Raw genomic sequence first — 19,631 nt, 5'->3', positions numbered from 1 at the left:
CCACCGTCATGGGCGAGCCCCAGCTGATCGACGGGGCCGGAGGAGCCGCGGGCTCCTCCGGCCCCGCCGCCGTACGTACCGGGCCGTGGCATCTGGTGCCCGCGCTCTTCGCCACCACTGTGGTCGTCTCGGTCCTCGGGTATGTGCAGAAGCTGCCCTGTCGCGGGGCCGGCTTCGACTTCGTGCCGACGGTCCGCAACGCCTGCTACACCGACATCTATCCGCTCTACTTCGGGCGCGGGCTGGCCGACGGCAAGATCCCCTACCTCGACAAGATCCCGGAACCGGTGGAGTACCCCGTGCTCACCGGCGGGTTCATGCACGTCATGGCGGTGATCTCGCGCTGGTTCGGCGGGCCGGACGCCGTCTCGCGCGGCATGTGGTTCTACGACCTCACCGTCGTCGGCCTGATGCTCTGTGCCCTGGCCACCGTGCTCGCCGTGGCGTACTCCTCGGGCCGGCACGGGATGCGGACCGGCCTGCTCGTCGCCGCGTCTCCGGCGCTGCTGCTGTCGGCATACATCAACTGGGACCTGCTGGCCGTCGCCCTGTCCGCGCTCGCCGTGGTGGCGTGGGCGCGACGTCATGTCGCCACGGCCGGGGTGCTGCTCGGCCTCGGCGTGGCCGCCAAGTTCTACCCGTTGCTGTTCCTGGGCCCGCTGTTCCTGCTCTGCCTGCGGGCCGGCAAACTGCGGGAGTTCGGCCGCCTTCTCGCGGGGGCGGTCATCGCCTGGCTCGTCGTGAATGTGCCGATCATGCTGCTGGCCTTCGACAGCTGGAGCCGCTTCTACACGTTCAACCAGCAGCGGCCGGTCGACTGGGGCTCGATCTTCTTCATGGCCGGCCGCAAGGGACTGACGTCGGTCGACAACGTGCCGACGCTCAACCTCATGGGCGAGGCCGGGTTCGGGGTGCTGGCGGTGGGGATCGCCGCCCTCGTGCTCCTCGCGCCCCGGCGCCCGCGGCTGCCGCAGGTGCTCTTCCTGGTCCTCGCGGCGTTCCTGCTCACCAACAAGGTCTGGTCGCCGCAGTACATCCTGTGGCTGCTGCCCGTGATCGCGCTGGCCAGGCCCAAGCTGCCGGCGTACCTGGTGTGGCAGGCCGGGGAGATCATCTACTTCTTCGGCATCTGGTGGTACCTGCTGGCCGGCTCGCTCGAACAGCCGGGCATGGGCCTGTCCGACACGCTGTCCGCGGTGTTCTCCGGTCACGCCCCGGCCCTCGGAATCGACGACGGCGTCTACTACATCGCGCTGCTCGCGAGGTTCCTGACCGTCCTGATGCTGGCCGTGCTGGTCGTCATCGACATACTCGTTCCCCGGCTCGACATCGTCCGCGTCGACGGCGTGGACGATCCGGCCGGCGGCGTCCTGGACGGTGCCACGGACCGGTTCATGCTGAGACGCTTGGCACCGCAGGCAGCCTGAGTGGCGGCTCGTACGGGTGGGGGCCCGGCCGGTACCCGAAGCCGCGCGCCGGTCCCTCACCGCCTCGACCGGCCGGCGCTCGGCGCCTGGGCCGGCACCCGCCTCGGCGTCCTCGTCCTGTCCGTGAGCGTCGCGGCGATCTGGTCGTACGGCGACTTCAAGGACTCCTTCCTCGAACGATGGACGCAGTGGGACGTCGACCTGTTCATCGAGATCGCCAAGTACGGCTACCGGGGCGATCCCGGCAGGCCGCCGGACGCCGGGCTGCCGGCGTTCTTCCCCGGTCTGCCGATACTGATCCGCACGGTCCACTACGCGGTCCCGAGCTGGGAACTCTCGGCGCTACTGATCAGCCTCGTGGCCGGCGGGGTGGCGATGGTCGCGCTGGCGCGCCTTGGTGGCGCGGGGACCGGGCCCAAGGCCGTGCTCGCGCTGCTGCTCAGCCCGTACGCGGTGTTCCTGTTCGCCGGCTACTCCGAGTCGCTGTTCCTGGCGTTCGCCATACCGGCGTGGCTACTGGCCCGGCAGCATCGCTGGGAAGCCGCCATGCTCTGCGCGATGGGCGCGGCGTGCGTACGCGTCACCGGGATCTTCCTGGCCGTGGCGCTCATCGTGGAGTTCCTGGTGAACGACCGGCGGTGGCGGCTGAGCCCGCTGCTGGTGATGCCGTTCCTGCCCGTCGCCGTCTACACGCTCTACCAGTGGCGCCGTACGGGCGACTGGCTGGCCTGGCAGCACGCCCAGCAGGAGGGGTGGGGGCGCTCGCTGGCCTGGCCGTGGGAGGCGTTCCACACCACGTGGCAGGCGGCGTTCGGCGAGCACAACGAGTTCACCGGGGCCTTCCGGGTGGAGCTCGCCGGGGCGGTCGTCGGTGTCGCGCTGACCTGCTGGCTCCTCTTCCGGCGGCGCTGGCCGGAGGCGGTGTACGTCGGGCTGCCGCTGGCGTCACTGCTCACGTCCGCCTTCTACCTGTCGATCGGGCGGGCGACACTGCTGTGGTGGCCGCTCTGGCTCGCGATCGGGGCCTCCCGCCGCCCGGTGTACGCCGTGGTGATCCTGTTGTCCGTGCCGCTGCTCGTCTGGGAGATCGTGTTGTTCACCTCCGGCTCATGGGCCGGATGAGGCGGATTCCGGCCTCCGGGAGCATGATCGAGGTAGGGATGGTGACCGGATGATCGAGGAACTGCTCACCGGGCGTACGCAGCCCGGGATGCACACGTGGCACGCCGACCGCCGCGAGGCGGCGCGCGGGGTGACCGAGGCCGAGCGGGCGGGCTGGCGGGTCTTCTGGCTCGACGCGACCGGCGTACGCGACAAGGCGGCGCTGCTCGAACGGTGCCAGGAGGAGTTCGCGCTGCCCTCCTACTTCGGCCACAACTGGGACGCCTTGGAGGACAGCCTCAAGGACCTGTCGTGGGCGCCGGCCACGCGCGGGTACCTCGTGGTGTACGACCACTGGCAGGACCTGGCCGAGGCCGAGATCCACCGCACCCTCGTGGACGTCCTCGCGTCGGCCGTCGCCTACTGGCGGCCGACGCCGACGCCGATGGCGGTGGTCCTGCTCGACTCAGAGGTTGTCGCGTAGCCAGGCGATGTCGGCCGCCTGGCCGTCGCCGGGAGTCTCCACGATGACCGGTGCGCCCGCCTCGCGTACGACGCCCAGGATCAGGTCAGGGTCGATCTGACCGTCACCGAGGTTGGTGTGGCGGTCGGCGCCGGAGCCGAAGGCGTCCCGGCTGTCGTTGCAGTGGACGAGGTCGATCCGGCCGGTGATGGCCTTCACACGGGCGACGACGTCGACGAGGTCCTCGCCGGCCGCGTGCGCGTGACACGTGTCGAGGCAGAACCCCACGTCGAAGCCGTCCAGCGCGTCCCAGAGCCGGGCGATGCGCTCCAGCATCCTGGCCATGGCGTTGTCGCCGCCGGCGGTGTTCTCGATCAGGACCGGGACGGGGGTCGGGGTCTCCATCCGCTCGAAGACCTTGCGCCAGTTGTCGAAGCCGACCTGCGGGTCGTCGTTCTTGAGCACGTGGCCGCCATGGACGATCAGGCCCTTCGCGCCGATCTTCGCCGCGCCCTCGAGCTGCTGGGTGAGGATCTTGCGGCTCGGGATCCGGATGCGGTTGTTGGAGGTCGCCACGTTGACGACGTACGGCGAGTGCACGTAGACGTCGACGTCGGAGTCGCGGATCTCCTCGTGTTTTTCGGGCAGCACGGGTGCTTTCCACCCCTGCGGATCGCCGAGGAAGAACTGCACCGCCTCGGCCTTCTTCGCGGCGGCCGCGGCGAGAGGGTCGGTCTGGTCGACGTGGGCTCCGATACGCACCATGCGGACGAGCCTAACCGTCAGAGCGTGAAGCCGCCGTGCGAGAGGCCCAGTCCGACCCCGACGAACGCGAGCCCGATACCGATGACGTTGATCCAGCGCTCACTGGTCGTGGCCGAGACGAGCTGGGAGTACAGGCCGAAGATGATGGTCGCGACGCCGACGCAGACCGCGACGAAATGTCCGGCGTGCACGATGCCCGAGACGGCCGCGATCAGGCCGCCCACGAGTGTGGTCACCGCGAGCGAGGTCTCGCGCGGGTGGGCGCTGTGGCGCCGGATCTGATGTCGTGCGAGTACATGCGGCATTACGTGCATACCCCCCTTTGTGTAGCTTCCTGTGTGATTCCCCCGATATGGCAGGTCAAGCAGGTGCCACGTCCGGCCTGCCCTCATCCCTTCTGTCGGACCCACGCGATAATGTCGAACGCGGTTTCGAACGGAGGTTGCTGATGATGACTCGTGAGCTGATGGCCGTCGACGACGTCGAGTTGATCGAGGAGCTGTCCATGCTGACCACCCAGACCGCGCGGATGCGGTCGCGGATGGCCGACATCATGTCCGAGCTCGACCGACGGCGAGCGAGCTGAGTCGGCGAGATCGGACGAGTGAGCTGCTGGTTGTTGATAGCCTGTGTCGATCGCGCGGAGCCGATCCGCTGCGAGACGCAAGGCCCTCCTGTCACGGAAAGACCGTGACCGCACCAGTCCAAAGGAGGTTGGGATCCGCATGCGTCGTTACGAACTCATGGTCATCCTCGACCCCAGCACCGAAGACCGCACTGTCGCGCCGTCGCTCGACCAGTTCCTCAACGTCGTGAAGACCGACGGTGGCAGCGTCGAGAAGGTCGACGTCTGGGGCCGCCGGCGCCTGTCGTATGACATCGAGAAGAAGTCCGAAGGTGTCTACGCGGTGATCGACCTGACGGCGACCCCTGCCACGGTCAAGGAACTCGACCGGCAGCTGAACCTTCAGGACACCATTCTGCGCACGAAGGTCATCCGGCCCGAGGCCCACTGAGCCTTCCGTCCGGCCCACGTAATCGAATCTGTAGCTAGCTGGAGAGCCGCATGGCAGCAGGCGACACCCAGATCACGCTCGTCGGCAACCTGGTCGACGACCCGGAACTCCGCTTCACCCCCAACGGCCAGGCGGTCGCGAAGTTCCGCATCGCCTCCACTCCGCGATTCCTCGACCGGCAGACGAACGAGTGGAAGGACGGCGAGAGCCTCTTTCTCACCTGCAACGTCTGGCGGCAGGCGGCCGAAAACTGCGCCGAGAGCCTCCAGCGCGGCATGCGGGTCATCGTCCAGGGCCGGCTCAAGCAGCGGTCGTACGAGACCCGCGAGGGTGAGAAGCGCACCGTCTACGAGATCGAGGCCGACGAGGTCGGTCCGTCCCTGAAGAACGCCACCGCGAAGGTCAACAAGACCCAGCGGCAGGGCGGGGGCGGCGGCGGTTTCGGCGGCGGCGGCCAAGGTGGTGGCGGCGGCTTCGGCGGCGGCAACCAGGGCGGCGGTGGCTTCGGCGGCGGCCAGGGCGGCCAGGGCGGCGGAGGCGGCGCCAGCCAGCCTGCCGACGACCCGTGGGCCACCGGAGGCGGTGGCGGGGGCGGAGGATTCTCCGACGACCCGCCGTTCTAACCTTCACCGCACCCTTCATCATCCAACCGACCATTCCCGCGCGAGCGGGGCTCTCCTAGGAGGAGCACCACGATGGCGAAACCACCACCGCGCAAGCCGAAGAAGAAGGTTTGCCTGTTCTGCCAGGAGAAACTCTCCTACGTCGACTACAAGGACACGGCGCTGCTGCGCAAGTTCATCTCCGACCGCGGCAAGATCCGCGCTCGCCGGGTGACGGGCAACTGCACCCAGCACCAGCGTGACGTCGCCACGGCGATCAAGAACGCCCGCGAGATGGCGCTGCTGCCTTACACCAGCACGGCCCGCTGAGAAGGGGGACACCGATCATGAAGCTCATCCTTACTCAGCAGGTCTCCGGTCTCGGCGCCCCCGGCGAGGTCGTGGAGGTCAAGGACGGTTACGGCCGTAACTACCTGATCCCGCGCGGCTTCGCCATGCTGTGGAGCCGCGGTGCCGAAAAGCAGATCGACTCGATCCGCAAGGCCCGCAGCGCCCGCGAGATCGCCAGCATCGAGCAGGCGGAGTCCATCCGCGGCGACATCGAGCGTCTGAAGGTCCGGCTGCCCAGCCGCGCCGGCGAGAGCGGCCGCCTGTTCGGCGCCGTCACGCCGGCCGACATCGCCGGTGCCGTCAAGGCGGCCGGTGGCCCGCAGCTCGACAAGCGGCGCATCGAGGTCCGCAACCCGATCAAGACGGTCGGCGCCCACAGCGTCGCCGTCCGCCTCCACCCGGAGGTCAGCGCCAAGATCGACCTTGAGGTCGTCAAGGGCTGAATCACGAGCACGATCCATGAAGGGCCGGCCCCCTCGGGGACCGGCCCTTCATGCTGTCGAACCCCAGACGGGGGTCCGGGGTGGCGATGGCTTCCAGCGGTGTGTCCAGGGAGCGGGGTTCCCTGCGGTTGCGGACGCTTCGGAGGCGCAGGCGCAGGCGCAGATCGCGGGCGGCGGCCAGGCGTAGGCGTAGGCACGGCCACAGGGTGTGGACGCGGGCAGGGACGTGGACGTGGACGTGGACGTGTGCAGGGCAGGGCAGGGCAGGGCAGGGCAGGGCAGGGCAGGGCAGGGCAGGGCAGGGCAGGGCAGGGCGTGGACGACCCGGCGCGGTCGCCTGGTTGCACCCCGCCGGGTCGGTTCGGCTGTTCGCGGGCGCCGGTCCGGGTCAGGGCCGGAGCGGACGTCAGCTCTTGAGGCCGAGTGCGCTCTTGAGGCCGCTCTTCAGGCCGGTCACGGCGAAGGTGTCGACCTCCACCACCACGCTCTTGAGTCCCTGGAGTACCTGCGTCGTGGCGATCGCGGCGCAGGTCACCGCCGCGTCGTTGCCGCCGTGCAGTCTCCCGTCCAACGTCGCGTCGACGACGTGGTCCAGGCCCTGAAGCATGCCCCCGAACAGGCTTCCCGGGCCGACGGCGTGCAGGAACAGTACGACGGTGATCAGCGTCGAGCCCACCGTCAGCAGGGCCGGGCCGGACGGCGGGGCCGGGAGCTTGCCGTGCCTGATGTAGTCACGGATCGCCGTGGCCTCGGGCTCGGTGACGGCGTCGAGCTTCTCCAGGTGGTGCAGCGACATCTCGAGCCGCTGCTTCAGCACGTCCTCCGGGAGGGAGGGGTCCAGCAGCGCGTCGATCGGTGGCCGGGCGAGGAAGCCCTTGACGGCGAAGCCCAGCTCTGTCGCATCCTCGAATGTGGTCATGGCGTCATTCCTTTCGGTGGTGATGACTCAACTATTCGAGGTGGCTACGGGGGGTTGACGGAAGCTGACAGAACTGGCCGCCGCGAAACCGCCTTTACAGCGACGAACGCGGCGAGGAACCTTGACCCGGGGGATTCTGGTGGGAGGCCACGGTGGGAGCGCTGCCGAGACCAAAGGTGCCCGAGGGGCCGATCCGGGAGTTCTTCGACGGCCTGCACGACCTGCACCATCGGGCGGGCTGGCCGAGTCTGCGGGACATGGCGCGGGAGGTCGGCTGTAGCCACACGACGGTATCGGTCGCGTTCTCCGGGGCATCCGTGCCGCGGTGGGGCCTCGTCGAGCTGATCGTCGAGGCGCTGGGCGGCGACACCAGCCGGTTCCACGAGCTGTGGCTCGCGGCCAGCAGCGCCACGCTGACGGTCCGCCGGCCACTAGCCGAGACGGCACCATCCGGAACAGCACCACCCGCGACGGCACCACCTGGAACAGCACCGCCCGGGACGGCCCTGCCCGCGACGGCCCCACTCGGAACGGAACCATCCGGGACGACACCGCCCGCGACGACACCGCCCGCGACGACACCGCCCGCGACGACACCGCCCGCGACGACACCGCCCGCGACGACACCGCCCGCGACGACACCGCCCGCGACGACACCGCCCGCGACGACACCGCCCGCGACGACACCGCCCGCGACGACACCGCCCGCGACGACACCGCCCGCGACGACACCGCCCGCGACGACACCGCCCGCGACAGCACCGCCCGCGACGGCACCACCCGAGCCAGCTTGGCCCGGGACGGCACCACTCGTGACCGCACCCCTCGTTCAGCGGGACGAGCCGGCGGCGGGTGAGGTGGCGGCCGCGTCGTACGGGGCTCGGCTGCCCGTCAGCCTCACGCCCCCGCCGCGTCAGCTTCCCGGTGACGTGGCGGCGTTCACCGGCCGCCGTACCCAGCTCGCCGACCTGGACCGCTTACTCGCCGAGTCCACCGTCAACGCCACCGCCGTCGTGATCTCCGCGGTCTCCGGTACCGCGGGCGTCGGCAAGACCGCGCTGGCCGTGCACTGGGGACATCGGGTCGCCAAGGCGTTCCCCGACGGGCAGCTCTATCTCAACCTGCGGGGATACGACCCTGATCGGCCGATGCAGGCGGCCGAGGCGCTGGAGGTGTTCCTGCGTACGCTCGGCGTCGAGGCGGCGGCCATCCCGCACCGGCTGGACGAGCGTGCCGCGCGGTACCGCACCCTGCTCGCGGACCGGAAGATGCTGGTGCTGCTCGACAACGCCCACTCGGTCGACCAGGTCCGTGACCTGTTGCCGGGCAGCCCGTCCTGCCTTGTGCTGGTGACGAGCCGTGGCACCCTGCCCGGCCTGGTCGTACGCCACGGCGCCGTGCGCATCAACCTCGACGTCTTGACCAGCGAGGACGCCATCACCCTGCTCCGCCGCCTCGTCGGTTCGCGGCTGGACGACGAGCCCGAGCAGGCGGCGGCGCTGGTCGAGCGCTGTGCCCGGCTGCCGCTGGCGATCCGGATCGCGGCCGAGCTGGCCGCCGCACGACCATCGGTGCCTCTGTCCCAGCTGGTGGACGAGCTCGGCGACGAGTCGCGCCGGCTCGACCTGCTGGCCACCGAGGAGGACGACTACACGACGGTGCGTACGGTGTTCTCCTGGTCGTGCCGGCACCTGTCCGACGACGCACTGTCGGCGTTCCAGCTGCTCGGGCTGCACCCGGGCCGCGACATCGACCTCGATGCGACCGCTGCCCTGCTCGGCTCGGACCGGACGGCGACGCGGCGGCTCCTCGACCTCTTGTGCCGCGCCCATCTCGTGGAGGAGACCGGCAGAGGCCGATTCGGCATGCACGACCTGCTGCGCGCGTACGCGGCGGAGCAGGCCGCGCGGCGGGACGACCGGCACGCCGCACTGACCCGGCTGTTCGACCACTACCTGCACACCGCCGTACGCGCCGTGGAGCTGGCCCGGCCGCACGATCCCTGGCTGACCGCCGAGGGTGCCAACCTGATCGCGGTGGCGGCGGCGGCCGTCGACGTCTCACCCCGGCACACCATCGAGCTGTCCGACTGCCTCGCCCACCACCTCGACACGCGCGCGCGGTACCGCGACGGGCTCAGCCTCCACCGCCTGGCCCTGCGTGCCATGCGGGCGCGCCACGATCGGGCCGGTGAGGGCGACGCGCTCGACCGGCTCGGGATCGCGTACATGAGGACCGGGTCCTACCCGGAGGCCATCGACCACCACCGGCGGGCGCTCGCGATCCACCGTGAGCTCGGTGACCTGGCCGCAGAGGGCCGCGCCCGGCACGGCCTGGGCACCGTGGCCTGGCGGCTCGGCCGCTACGACGAGGCACGCGAGCACCTGGAGGCCGCGCTGGGGATCAGGCGCCAGCTCGGTGACCTGCCCGGCGAGGGCGCGGCCCTGTACGGACTGGGCACGGTGTACCGGCAGGTGGGCGACTACGGCGAGGCGATGGACCATCAGCGCCGCGCACTGGCGATCTACCGTGAGTGCGGCGACCAGATCGGCGAAAGCCGGGTGCTCATCAACCTCGGCGCCACCATCGAGCGGGTCGGCGGGTACGACGAGGCCCTCGACCACTACGAACGCGCACTCACGATCAATCGCGAGATCGGCAACCGGCTCGGTGAGGCCGTCGCGCTGACCAACCTCGGCGCGGTCACCGCCCGGCTCGGACGATTCGCCGAAGGGCTCGTCCACCAGGAGAACGCGCTGCCGCTGTACCGCGAGATCGGCAACCGGGTCGGGCTGGCCGACGCGCTGCACTGCCTCGGCACCCTCCATCACCTGACCGGCCGGCACGACGAGGCGCTGGACCACCTGCGGCGCTCGATCGCGCTCGCCCACGAGATCGGCGAGGCCGACGTCGAGACCAGCGCGCTCGTCGACCTCGGCGAGGCCCTTCGCGCCATCGGCAAGGACGACGACGCCGCCGCGGCGTACCGGTCCGCGCTGGCACTGGCCGAACAGACCGGTGACCGGTACGAACGTGCCCGCGCGCTGTCCGGGCTGGGCCGGCTGAGCCGCGCCGCCGGCGACCTCGAGGGGGCCCGGCGGGCGTGGCGGGTCGCCGCGGCGTTCTACGACACGCTCGGTGTGCCCGAGGCGGCCGAGACGCACGAACTCCTCGCGGCGCTCGATCAGGACTGACTGGCCGCTTTCGTCAGCTTTCGTCAACCAGGGTCCAGGCCCCCGGAAACTCCCGGTAAGGGGAACTCAGAACGGGGAGCCGGGATGTCGACCACACTGCTTTTGACCGTCCAGTCCGACGACGAGGACGCCGCGGTCCGCGAGACGGGGATCGAGGTCCTCGCGCGGTACCCGGACGCGATTCTCGTCCGGGGGACTCACGAACAGGCCGGGAGCCTGGAGCGGCTGGGGATGGAGACCATCCCGCTGGCCGATCGGCCGGTCGTCACGACCGGCAACGCGTTCTCCTTCGCGGACGCCGTCCGCGCGCAGGAGGTCGCCGCCGTCGAGCCGGCGCCGGACCGGCCCGCGTACTACCTGGCGAGGCTCGCGGGGCCGCCCGCGGCCGAGTGGCTGCGCGAGCTGGGAGCGCTCGGCGCGCAGGTCCACGACAGCCTGCCGGGCTTCACCTTGCTCGTCGGGATACGGCCCGAGCACCTGGGCGAGCTCGAGGCGCTGTCCTGGGTCGAGGACGTGACACCGTACCGGCCGGCCATGAAGGTCTCGCCCAAGGTCCACTCCACCGCCCGGTCGAATCTCGGCATCGCCGATCTCGCGAACCTGCCCGAGAGGGACGGGAGCGAGCGTCAGCTCGTGGAGGTGTCGGTCTTCGCCGGCGAAAGCCTCCAGGACGCGGTCGCCCAGGTGCGCGGATCCGGCGGCACCGTGCTGTCCACCACGGGCCGCGCGCTCGTCGCGAGCGTGCCGTCCGGCGCCGTGGCGCGGCTCGCCGGACTGCAGGGCGTCGTGGCGATCCTGCCGTACGCGTTCCCGCGGCCGCACAACGACCAGGCCCGCCGGGTGCTGGGGGTTCCGCCGGACAACTCGTTCGCCGGCCACAGTCTCACCGGTGCGGGACAGATCGTCGCCATCGCCGACTCCGGGCTCGACACGGGAGACCCGGAGACCCTTCATGCCGACATACGCGGCAGGGTGGCCGGCATCATCAGCTGGCCGACCCGGCCGGACCTCGCCGACCTGGTCACCGACCCACCGGAACACGACGACGGCCCGTCCGACGTGGACTCCGGTCACGGCACCCACGTGACGGGCTCGGTGCTGGGCGACGGGTCCGCCGCACGCGACGCCGGGGCGACCGTGGTGCCGGCGGGCGTCGCGCCCGAGGCGCAGGTCTTCTTCCAGGCCGTGAGCCAGCGGCTGCACTGGAAGTCCGCCGAGCAGCTCGTCGCCGAGGGCAAAGAGGTGCCCGACGACCCGTGGCCGCCCGCCGAGGAGGGACTCTGGGGCCTCCCGCTCGACCTGGCCGTTCTGTTCCAGCAGGCGTACCGGGCCGGAGCGCGTGTCCACACGAACTCCTGGGGGTCCTCGGTCGCCGGCAGCTACACCAACGAGGCCCGTGCCGTGGACGACTTCGCCTGGCACCACCCGGACATGCTGATCCTCTTCTCGGCCGGCAACGACGGCGTGGACACGGACATCGATGGCGTCATCGACGAGGACTCGGTGTCCTCTCCCGGCAGCGCGAAGAACTGCCTGACCGTTGGCGCCGGCGAGAACACCCGGCCCTCTGGCTCGACACCTCCGCCCGGCCGTGACGGCCGATGGGATCAGCTCAAGGCCAAAGACGGCACCCTGCGGTGGCCTCACCTCGGGGCGGCCGGCCACATCTCTGACAATGCCGACGGGATGGCCGCGTTCTCCTCACGCGGTCCGGTCGACGGCGACCGGATCAAGCCCGACGTGGTCGCGCCGGGCACGAACATCCTGTCGACGCTGTCCTCGGCCCTGCCGGCCGACTTCAACCCGCTGTGGGGACGCCTGCCGGCGGAACACCCGCTGCGGCGCTTCTACTGCTGGAGCGGCGGGACCAGCATGGCGACGCCCCTCGTCGCGGGCGCGGCGGCGCTGGTCCGCCAGCAGCTGGTCCGTGACCACGGTCACGAGCCGTCCAGCGCCCTGGTCAAGGCGTTCCTGGTGACCGGCGCGGCCCCCATGACCGGGCAGTTCGCCGGAGAGGTGCCCACGGGCAGCAACGACGTCAGCGGGTTCGGACGTGTCGACGTCGCGAGCACCGTCGCGGCACTGTCCTCCAAGCGGACGGTGTTCGCCGACGATCCCGCCGACGCCGTCATGAGCGGAGAGCGGCGGATCTACCGGATCGAGGAGGTGGACCCGGACGCGCCGCTCGTCGTGACACTGGTGTGGACCGACGCGCCGTCCGCGCTCGGCGGGCTGGTCAACCAGCTCTACCTGAGCGTCCAGACACCCGACGGGACCTACCTCGACGGCGACGTCAGCCCCTTCCCCAACCCGGTCAACAACGTCCAGCGGGTCGTCATCCCGGCTCCGGCGGCCGGCGCCCACGTCATTCGCGTCTTCGGCACGTCGGTCATCACGACCTCGACACGCGTGACCTCCGCGGTCGGTGAGCGGCAGGACTTCGCCATCGTCGTCGCGGGCGGCACGTCCCTCACCCGAATCCGATGAACACGCGACCAGGCGGCTGGGTCCGTCCCGAAGAGCGCACGTTCATCCCGAGCCCGCCCGGGAGGACTCCGATGTCAGAGGAGACCGTACGGGTACGCCTCGGACGGCAGATCAAGGACTCCGACGCCCTGCGGCTCCGTACGCTGCCGCTCGCCGTCCTCGCGTCCGTCGTCGGCACCGTGATGGCCTCGGCGTTCGGGACCGGCCGTACGGGCGCGCTGCTCAGCGCGGCCATGGGTCCGCTGATCACCGCGCTGTTCACCACCAGCGGCAGGGGCAGGACGCGGTCGTTCGGCATCGCGCTGGTCACACTCCTGGCCGTCGCGCTGACCGTGACCGGCTTCACCGTGCCCGAGCTCATCCGGGGCGGCAAGTCCCTGATCGCCGACCGCTCCGGCACCTTCGTGCCCACCGAGGAGAGTGGCACGTCGACCCCGCCGTCCACCCCGCCGTCCACCCCGCCGTCGCCTCCGCCGACGACACCGGTGCCGCAGACGGGCCCGGCGATCGCGACCTCCCCGGCCGTGATCACGTGCTCCGACACCGCGGTCGGCGGCACCGGAACCTGCCCGTCCCTCGACGTACGCAGTGTCGGGACGACGGACCTGCAGGTCACGAGTGTGGAGATCGAGGGTGGGTCGGACGGGGAGTTCCGCGCGACGGCGGACTGTCCGGCGCCACTCCCGCCGAACGGCTCGTGCTCGGTCTCGGTGGAGTTCCACCCGGCGTCCGCGGGCCCGAGACAGGCCGTCCTGGTCCTGCACCAGAACCTGCCCGGACCTGCCAACCGCATCACGCTCCAGGGCACCGGAGGCGGCTCACCCGCGCCCATCACGCCCGCACCCGCCGCGCCGGACAGCGACTCCGGCAACCAGCCCTGATGGAGGAATGATGTTCCCCAGTCCGATCCGAGTGATGATTCCCCGGTTCATGTGGCAGACGGTCAGCCCCGACGCCACGGGCAGTCTGATCTGGCCGACCGCCTTCTTCGACGCGGTCTTCCGCGCCCCCAATGGATGGAGCATCCGGGACTACTGGTCCAGGGTCACGTTCGGCCTCCTCGACCTGAGGTTCGATCTCGCGAACCTGTGGTGGCTTCTCGAACGCGAACAGTCCTCGCTCCGCGACGACCGCGGCGGGATGATCGCGGCCTGCCGGGCGGCCGCGGAGGAGAACGACTACTCACTCGCGGGCTATGACCGCGTCGTCTGCTTCGTGAACCCTCCTCCCTGCAACGCCGGCGCGATCGGCGCTCCTGGAGACGTGGTCCTCGACCAGGGCGGCAGCCTGGAGATGTTCCAGCACGAGATCGGCCATCTGCTCGGGTTCGAGCACGTGTGGGGCAGGAACGGCGTGTACGAGGACCCGTACTGCGTCATGGGTTACACCGGCCTGTGGGCGCATGACATCGCGCGGCCACCGGAGTTCGCACGGCTGACGACGATCGCGACCGACTTCTGGCGCAGCGGCCGCAGGGTCGCCGCGGCGTCGCTGTACCGGCTGTTCGTGCGCCCGGAGTTCGGCGGCAGCGGCGCCCTGGACTCCGGGCAGGGCGCCGCCGGCTTCTTCGACCCCCATGTCGCGCACGTCCGTACGGGCGAGGCCGTCTGGCTGACCGCGCTGAGCGAGTCGTCCGGGGCCGAGCCGGTGCTGGCCGTGATGCCCATCCCCGAGGGCGGCGTCCTCGCGGTGGAGTACCGCAACAACACCGGCGACGATGCCGGCGTCCCGCCCGCGGTCGTCATCCAGACCATCGGCGCCAGGTCGCCTGGCGCCGGTCACCACGAGGTGGACCCGCCGTGGTTCGAGGCGACCGTCGAGCCCCAGGCCGGCGCCTCGGCGCTCGTCCTGAACGGCACGGACCTCGCGGGTCACCCCTTCGGCGGCCACCGCGTGGTCGTCGAACAGGTCGCGACGGCGTCCGGCGTCCATCGAGCCCTCATTTCCCTGCACTGACCAGGAGGTTCTGCCATGAAGCACGCGAAGATCGAGCTCGTGAACGACGAACGGGCCCGGCGGCTCGTCGACCGCGTCACGGAGATGACCGACGAGAGGTACCTCGCCACCACGAAACGGCGTTCGGAGTCACGCGACGAGGTGGAGGCGGTGCTCGGGCGGGTCGCGGGCGCCGTACCGGGAGCGAGCCTCGCGGACGTACGTGGTCTGGCCGCTCTCCAGCCGGTGCCGTTCGGCCTGGATGACGCGGGACTCGCCTCGCTGACCTATGCCGAGGGCGTGGTGCTCCAGCCACCGCCGTACGGTGACCTGTGGGTCGAGGGGGAGATGCTGCAACACGAGCAGTGGGCCGACACCGGACGTCTCTACCTGCGCTGCGGCGCCGGCGCGACACCCGGAGCGTCGTACGGGACCCACGGCGGCGGCATGGGCTGGAGCCTCGTCATGACCACCGACCACCCGGTGAGAGTCGAGGTCCGGCCGTGGCTGCAGTACTCCTGGGCGTACGTGCTGGGGAAGATCGGACTCGGCTCCGCGCACATCAGGGGCGGGGTGAAGATCACGGCGACCGGCTTCCAGGGCTGGGGCGGCGGTGGTCTGGGCGGCGGCGGCACCTTCCATGTGGAGAACACCCGGCAACTCTTCTTCGAGTCGGCGGACTCGGCTCCGCACAACGCGGAGGGCGAGGACAAGGTGACGGACATGTGGCTCAGCTTCAACGTCGACCCGAGCCAGCCGACCGTCGTACGGATCGGGTCCTGGATGGAGTGCGCGGCGGAGAACTCCTCGGTCATCGTCTCTCTCGGCGACGGCGTCGCCGGCGGCTGGCTGGACACGACGCTGAGATTCGCCTGGGTGGAGACGCACCCGGTGTAGCGGGGGCGAGGTCACCCATGAGGTGACGGGGGCCTGCGGCGACGCGGACGAGATCGCGTCGTTCTGGGGCCTTGGGCTGGTCCGGGGACGACTTGGAGGGCGTCCCCGGCCCAGCCATTCGGCCGCCGCGGCTCCCAACTCCCCGCATGCGGCACGCGGTTCCCGGCTCTAGACACCGGGTTCCTACCTCTCGGCACGCGGCACGCGGCACGCGGTTTCCGGTTTCCGGGCGCAGGGCGCCCTGCGCCCGAGCCCTGCGCCCGAGCCCTGCGCCCGAGCCCTGCGCCCGAGCCCTGCGCCCGAGCCCTGCGCCCGAGCCCTGCGCCCGAGCCCTGCGCCCGAGCCCTGCGCCCGAGCCCTGCGCCCGAGCCCTGCGCCCGAGCCCTGCGCCCGAGCCCTGCGCCCGAGCCCTGCGCCCGAGCCCTGCGCCCGAGCCCTGCGCCCGAGCCCTGCGCCCGAGCCCTGCGCCCGAGCCCTGCGCCCGAGCCCCGGACCAGCCTCCACACCCTGGCCTGTGATGCGTCGTGTCGCGGACGAGTGGTCACAAGTGTCAGGTCTCGAGAGCCGATCCGTCGGCTCGAAGGCGCCAGGCCGGCGCGCCACGCGCGTCCCGACCGCGTGAGCTCCAACCCCACCTCCTTCTACAAGGCGACCCCGCGGGGGCTGGTCGTTTTATTCGTCGTTCCACGTGAAACGCCCGAAGCTGACGTTCTCGCTTTCTGTAGTCGTCTCATTACGCTGGCGATCAGTCGCGGGAGCGGGGGTGATCGGGATCGGCGCCGAGGGGATACTCCGCCGGAATCTGCTGCGTACGGCGATCGGGGTCGCCGCCGCGGACGTGATGCTTGCCGGAGGTGCGATGCGGGCCAATGCTGACGACGTGCCGAAGATATACACGCGCAAGGACTGGGGAGCGGTCTCGCCCAAACGGCCGCCGCGGTTGCTCGACCGGCCACCCGATCACATCATCGTCCACCACACCGCGTCACCCAACACGAGTGAGACGTCGCGGGCGCACGCGTTCGGGCTGTCGCGGCAGATTCAGCGGTTTCACATGCAGACCCGCGGCTGGGACGACATCGGGGAGCAGCTGACGATCAGCCGGGGCGGGCTCATCATGGAGGGACGGGCGGGCAGCCTGCAGGCCGTCGCGCGCAACGGACTCGTGATCGGTGCACAGTCGCTGCACCACAACCAGCACACTCTCGGGATCGAGAACGAAGGCACCTACATCAAGGATGACGTGCCGGCCAAGCTCTGGAGGTCACTGGTCGAGGTCTGCGCCTGGCTGTGCGTCGCGCATGATCTCGATCCGGCCACCGCGATCGTCGGCCACCGCGACTACAACAGCACCGACTGCCCCGGCGACGTGCTGTACCGGCGGCTCCCCCGCCTCCGCAAGCAGGTCGCCCATGTCATCGGCCGGGAGACCGGCGATCCGGACGGCGGCGATGATCCGCCGTCGGACACCACCCGGCGTTCTTTGCTGTCGCATCGCCGTCACCGGACCGCCGGGCACTAGGTGTTCTGTCCTGTGAGGTCGGGGACGCGGCTGGCGGGTGGTCGGCCCTTCAGCGCGGTGTGTCCGCAGTGGTGATTGCAGGTGTGGAGGCCAGGCGGGAAAGGCGTCGCGTCGTTCGGTCTCTGACCGGTAGGGGCGGGTGTAGGCCCATTCCTCCAGCAAAGCGCGGTTGAGGCGTTCGACCTTGCCGTTGGTTGTCTCGCGAACACGAATCGGTCGCGGCGGGAAGGCGCCTCGTAGGGGTTCGCGTCGCCGGTGTCGTCAGCCAAGAGGGGTGGCGGCGATGCTCCGCCGTTGGACGCCACTCGGCGTCCTTCGCCGTCGCATCGCCGTCACCGGACCGCCGTACATCAAGGGTCTCGCTCAGTCGTGTAACGTCCGCGGTCGCACTGCCGTTCGCCGCGACTCCCGAGGCGATCCGGAGGGGATCTGACAAATCCCCGTCCTGCCGCGCGACGCCAAGACGGCACCTCGCCGCGTTGTCGCCGGGCGCCGGCCGACACCAGGCCGACTCCCACGTCCGCCGCACGGCACGCCGACCGAACACCACTCGCCACGAGTGCGATCTGTCAGACACCCGCGGGCCGTCGCGTCCCGATGGTCAGGTCGTGAAGGTCGAGGGTTGTGCCTGGTCGTGCACCGCGCATGGCCTCGACCGGGCCATGGCGGGCATCGGTGATCGTCTGGTGCGACCAGGCACTGAAGCATCGCCGGTCAGGTCTCGACGGTCGTGTAGCGGGCGCGACGGCGCGCGACGTCGGGGTCGAGCCCTTCGACGAGAGCCCAGATGCCCGCGACCCGCTCGGCCCAGGCATCAGGTGGAAGGCCGCCCAGACCCTCGGCCGCGAGATCGTCGATCGCCCGAGTGAGGCTGGCGAGGCGCTCGCCATGAGTAGAACACATGTTCGAAGTCTAGCGTGATCCACCGACATTCGAGTGGCTTTGTGAGACGGATGAAGCGTGCGTTCCGAGCCGGTGTCTCATGGGGCGGCAGGCGCCTCGCCGAACCACCGCCGTACAGCCTCTCGCAGGCCACCGACATCCTCACCGGCCCACGCGACGTAACCGTCCGGCCGTACGAGGACGGCGTCGGCGGCATCGGACGGCGTCTCGGTGGCGCCGGTGACGGCCTCGATCCGGTCCGCCCACGGCCGTACGGCGTCGCGCACGTCCTCGCGGTCGGCCAGGTCGAGCAGCAGTCCCCGTCCGCCGCGCGACAGGTCCTTCACCCGCGTCTCCCCGAGAGAGGTCTTCAGCGTGAAGTCGGGACAGTACTGCCCGGCCAGCGGATGGTCGCCGCTCGCCTCATAGCGGACGTCGAGCGCCCCCATCAGGTCCGAGAGCAGCCGATTGGCCTCCGGGGTCTCGGCGAGTGCGGTGAAGATGTCGCGCAACGCGTCCACCCAGGGGCCCGGCTGCATCAGCGCCACCTGCGCCCGTGTGTTGTGCAGCACGCGCTCCGCGACCGGATGGCGCTCGGTCGAGTAGGTGTCCAGGAGACCCTCGGGCGCCCAGCCGTGTACGGACGCGGCGAGCTTCCAGCCCAGGTTGACCGCGTCGCTCAGTCCGAGGTTGAGGCCCTGGCCGCCGAACGGGGGGTGGACGTGCGCCGCGTCGCCGGCCAGCAGCACCCGGCCGAGCCGGTACGTCGACGCCTGCCGGGTGTTGTCGGTGAAGCGGGTCACCGAGTGCATGCCGGTGATGGTGACGGAGGTGCCGGTCACGCGCCGTACCGACTCCTGGATCTCTTCGCGGGTGATGGGCGCGTCACGGTCGGCCGGTGGTCCGTCGAACTCCACCGTGAAGACGCGCTTCGGCATCGGGCCACGGGCGATCAGGCCGTGTTCGGTCCGGTGCCAGCCCATCGGGAAGAAGTCCGGGTCATCGAAGTCGGCGAGAGCCTGGCGCCCGGTGATCACTCCGTCCAGGCCCGGGAAGGCGAAGCCCGCCATCTTGCGCACGGCGCTGCGCCCTCCATCGCAGCCGACCAGCCATTCCGTATGCAGGTCGTACGGCCCTCGCGGTCCCTCGACCGCGACCGTGACGCCGGAGTCGTCCTGGTCCAGCCCGACGACGGTGTGACCGCGGCGTACGTCGACGCCGAGCTCGACCGCGCGCTTCTCCAGGACCTCCTCGACCCGCTGCTGCTGAGCGAAGATCAGCGCGGTGGACGAGGACGATCCGCCGCGCAGGATCCAGAGCCCCGCGAAGTGCCCCGTGGGCAGAGAGCCCCGTGCGGCGCCTGCTCGCGGACCTTCGCCACCGGGCTTTCGGTCGCCCATGAGGTCGGCGATCGTCGGCAGCGGGCCGAGGAGATCGACGATGCCCCTCCGAGTGAGGATGTCCGCGCCCCGGCCGCTCACCCCGCCGGCCTTGAGCGTCGGGTCGATCCCGGACCGGCGCTCCAGCACGACCGTACTGACCCCGTGCGCCCGCAGCTCGCAGGCGAGGAACAGCCCGATCGGGCCCCCTCCCGAGATGACCACGTCGTACTTCATGATGCCCCCTT

At 70.7% G+C, this 19,631-nt stretch carries 20 protein-coding genes and 1 pseudogene; 15 read left to right on the top strand and 6 right to left on the bottom strand.

The genetic code is table 11. The annotated features are described in order from the left end of the window. Nucleotides 1–8: 8 nt before the first annotated feature. Genes FB559_RS15255 through FB559_RS15245 form a run of 3 tightly spaced genes read left to right on the top strand, consistent with a single transcriptional unit; the run spans nt 9 to nt 3,012 of the window. Complete coding sequence (locus FB559_RS15255) at nt 9–1,427, top strand: glycosyltransferase family 87 protein (RefSeq protein ID WP_141956235.1); 1,419 nt, start codon at nt 9–11, stop codon at nt 1,425–1,427. Continuing rightward, nucleotides 1,428–2,549 carry a glycosyltransferase family protein gene (locus FB559_RS15250; protein ID WP_185792219.1) on the top strand — a complete coding sequence of 374 codons (1,122 nt, stop codon included), beginning with the start codon at nt 1,428–1,430 and terminating at the stop codon, nt 2,547–2,549. A gap of 49 nt (nt 2,550–2,598) precedes the next feature. Further along, a complete protein-coding gene (locus FB559_RS15245; protein ID WP_221640032.1) occupies nt 2,599–3,012 on the top strand; it encodes a barstar family protein in 414 nt (137 codons plus the stop codon). Here the strand turns inward: FB559_RS15245 and FB559_RS15240 are convergent. Together FB559_RS15240 and FB559_RS15235 are read right to left on the bottom strand one after the other, a co-directional pair. Further along, the gene (locus FB559_RS15240; protein WP_185792218.1) at nt 2,995–3,756 is read right to left on the bottom strand and encodes a deoxyribonuclease IV; all 762 of its coding nucleotides are present in this window, start codon (nt 3,754–3,756) and stop codon (nt 2,995–2,997) included. The genes FB559_RS15245 and FB559_RS15240 overlap by 18 nt on opposite strands. 17 nt (nt 3,757–3,773) lie before the next feature. Next, nucleotides 3,774–4,061 (bottom strand): hypothetical protein, encoded by a 288-nt coding sequence (locus FB559_RS15235; protein ID WP_141956234.1) that lies wholly within the window; start codon nt 4,059–4,061, stop codon nt 3,774–3,776. A 143-nt stretch (nt 4,062–4,204) separates the two neighbouring features. Between FB559_RS15235 and FB559_RS43860 the strand changes: the two genes are divergently transcribed. From FB559_RS43860 to rplI, 5 genes are all read left to right on the top strand, one after another. Continuing rightward, nucleotides 4,205–4,342 carry a hypothetical protein gene (locus tag FB559_RS43860; protein ID WP_185792217.1) on the top strand — a complete coding sequence of 46 codons (138 nt, stop codon included), beginning with the start codon at nt 4,205–4,207 and terminating at the stop codon, nt 4,340–4,342. Nucleotides 4,343–4,481: 139 nt separating this feature from the next. After that, complete coding sequence (rpsF, locus tag FB559_RS15230; protein WP_141956233.1) at nt 4,482–4,772, top strand: 30S ribosomal protein S6; 291 nt, start codon at nt 4,482–4,484, stop codon at nt 4,770–4,772. A gap of 50 nt (nt 4,773–4,822) precedes the next feature. Continuing rightward, entirely contained in the window at nt 4,823–5,395 is a 573-nt protein-coding gene (locus FB559_RS15225) for a single-stranded DNA-binding protein (protein WP_141956232.1), read from the top strand. A 72-nt stretch (nt 5,396–5,467) separates the two neighbouring features. Then, on the top strand, nt 5,468–5,704 hold the full coding sequence (rpsR, locus tag FB559_RS15220; RefSeq protein WP_141956231.1) for a 30S ribosomal protein S18: 237 nt from the start codon (nt 5,468–5,470) through the stop codon (nt 5,702–5,704). 17 nt (nt 5,705–5,721) lie between these two features. Further along, nucleotides 5,722–6,168, top strand: coding sequence for a 50S ribosomal protein L9 (gene rplI, locus FB559_RS15215; RefSeq protein ID WP_141956230.1), 447 nt, complete (start codon nt 5,722–5,724; stop codon nt 6,166–6,168). A gap of 406 nt (nt 6,169–6,574) precedes the next feature. Here rplI and FB559_RS15210 read toward each other — a convergent pair whose 3' ends face one another. Beyond that, nucleotides 6,575–7,087, bottom strand: coding sequence for a hypothetical protein (locus tag FB559_RS15210; protein ID WP_141956229.1), 513 nt, complete (start codon nt 7,085–7,087; stop codon nt 6,575–6,577). Nucleotides 7,088–7,475: 388 nt separating this feature from the next. Here FB559_RS15210 and FB559_RS15205 point away from each other — a divergent pair, with 388 nt between their 5' ends. From FB559_RS15205 to FB559_RS15170, 7 genes are all read left to right on the top strand, one after another. Next, nucleotides 7,476–7,943, top strand: a complete 468-nt coding sequence (locus tag FB559_RS15205; RefSeq protein WP_141956228.1) for a hypothetical protein — start codon at nt 7,476–7,478, stop codon at nt 7,941–7,943. Further along, nucleotides 7,900–10,281 (top strand): ATP-binding protein, encoded by a 2,382-nt coding sequence (locus FB559_RS15200; RefSeq protein ID WP_141956227.1) that lies wholly within the window; start codon nt 7,900–7,902, stop codon nt 10,279–10,281. The genes FB559_RS15205 and FB559_RS15200 overlap by 44 nt, the downstream gene beginning before the upstream one ends. A gap of 84 nt (nt 10,282–10,365) precedes the next feature. Next, on the top strand, nt 10,366–12,768 hold the full coding sequence (locus FB559_RS15195) for a S8 family serine peptidase (protein ID WP_141956226.1): 2,403 nt from the start codon (nt 10,366–10,368) through the stop codon (nt 12,766–12,768). Nucleotides 12,769–12,839: 71 nt separating this feature from the next. Further along, the gene (locus FB559_RS15190) at nt 12,840–13,649 is read left to right on the top strand and encodes a choice-of-anchor D domain-containing protein (RefSeq protein WP_185792216.1); all 810 of its coding nucleotides are present in this window, start codon (nt 12,840–12,842) and stop codon (nt 13,647–13,649) included. Nucleotides 13,650–13,683: 34 nt separating this feature from the next. Next, complete coding sequence (locus FB559_RS15185; protein ID WP_141956224.1) at nt 13,684–14,724, top strand: hypothetical protein; 1,041 nt, start codon at nt 13,684–13,686, stop codon at nt 14,722–14,724. Nucleotides 14,725–14,739: 15 nt separating this feature from the next. Then, nucleotides 14,740–15,600 carry a hypothetical protein gene (locus tag FB559_RS15180; protein WP_141956223.1) on the top strand — a complete coding sequence of 287 codons (861 nt, stop codon included), beginning with the start codon at nt 14,740–14,742 and terminating at the stop codon, nt 15,598–15,600. Nucleotides 15,601–16,363: 763 nt separating this feature from the next. Further along, nucleotides 16,364–17,122, top strand: coding sequence for a peptidoglycan recognition protein family protein (locus tag FB559_RS15170; protein ID WP_246121608.1), 759 nt, complete (start codon nt 16,364–16,366; stop codon nt 17,120–17,122). Here the strand turns inward: FB559_RS15170 and FB559_RS45530 are convergent. The 3 genes and pseudogenes from FB559_RS45530 to FB559_RS15155 form a co-directional block, all read right to left on the bottom strand. Then, nucleotides 17,119–17,380, bottom strand: a pseudogene (locus FB559_RS45530) (integrase core domain-containing protein); the annotation flags it as partial. The gene FB559_RS15170 and the pseudogene FB559_RS45530 sit on opposite strands and share 4 nt — an antisense overlap. Nucleotides 17,381–17,836: 456 nt before the next feature. Beyond that, nucleotides 17,837–18,025, bottom strand: a complete 189-nt coding sequence (locus FB559_RS15160) for a hypothetical protein (protein ID WP_141956222.1) — start codon at nt 18,023–18,025, stop codon at nt 17,837–17,839. Between the two features lie 77 nt (nt 18,026–18,102). Continuing rightward, complete coding sequence (locus FB559_RS15155; protein WP_141956221.1) at nt 18,103–19,620, bottom strand: FAD-dependent monooxygenase; 1,518 nt, start codon at nt 19,618–19,620, stop codon at nt 18,103–18,105. Nucleotides 19,621–19,631 lie beyond the last annotated feature (11 nt).

Origin of the sequence: Actinoallomurus bryophytorum, from assembly GCF_006716425.1 — a bacterium.
In the GTDB taxonomy this organism is placed as follows: Bacteria; Actinomycetota; Actinomycetes; order Streptosporangiales; family Streptosporangiaceae; genus Actinoallomurus; species Actinoallomurus bryophytorum.
This window is presented reverse-complemented; position numbering and strand designations above follow the sequence as displayed.